Genomic DNA, 561 nt, shown 5'->3' on the forward strand with positions numbered 1-561 from the left:
CAACGTCATCCGCACTTGGGCGAACAACAAACTGCGGATGGAAGACAAACAGGGTCAGGAACACATCAAACTGGCGACCGAATACGGCAAAACCCAACTCAACCTCGGCCATATCGTCGACAGCCAACGCCAAAAACGCGGCGATAACGGCGAAGGCTTCGAGCTGCGTACCGACAGCTGGGGTGCGCTGAGGGCGGGCAAAGGCTTGTTTATTTCTTCAGACGGCCAAAGCGGTGCGCAGGGAGAAGTATTAAACCGCGACGAAGCCATCGCCCATTTGGAACAGGCATTGTCATTAGCGAAGAGCCTGAATAAGGCAGCCAATGTAGCCAAAGCGGAAGGAACCTTAACCGAAGAGCAGGAAGGCCGTCTGAAAAACTGTATTAAAGACTTATACCGACAAGTGATTTTACTGTCCGCCCCCGACGGCATCGCCACCGCTACCCCGCAAAGCCAGCTGCACACCGCCGGCCAACACATCCACCACATCAGCGGCGGCGACACCGACATCAGCGCCGGCAGCAACTTCACCGCCCATGCGGTCGGAAGCGTCAACCTGTT

The 561-nt window shown here is 56.3% G+C and carries 1 protein-coding gene; it reads left to right on the plus strand.

The features are described 5' to 3' along the window. Positions 1–561, plus strand: a 561-nt coding sequence (locus tag AKG43_RS11905; protein ID WP_156300685.1) for a type VI secretion system Vgr family protein, incomplete at both ends; no start/stop codon positions are given.

This window comes from Neisseria sp. 74A18, from assembly GCF_001308005.1.
Classification (GTDB): domain Bacteria; phylum Pseudomonadota; class Gammaproteobacteria; order Burkholderiales; family Neisseriaceae; genus Neisseria; species Neisseria dumasiana.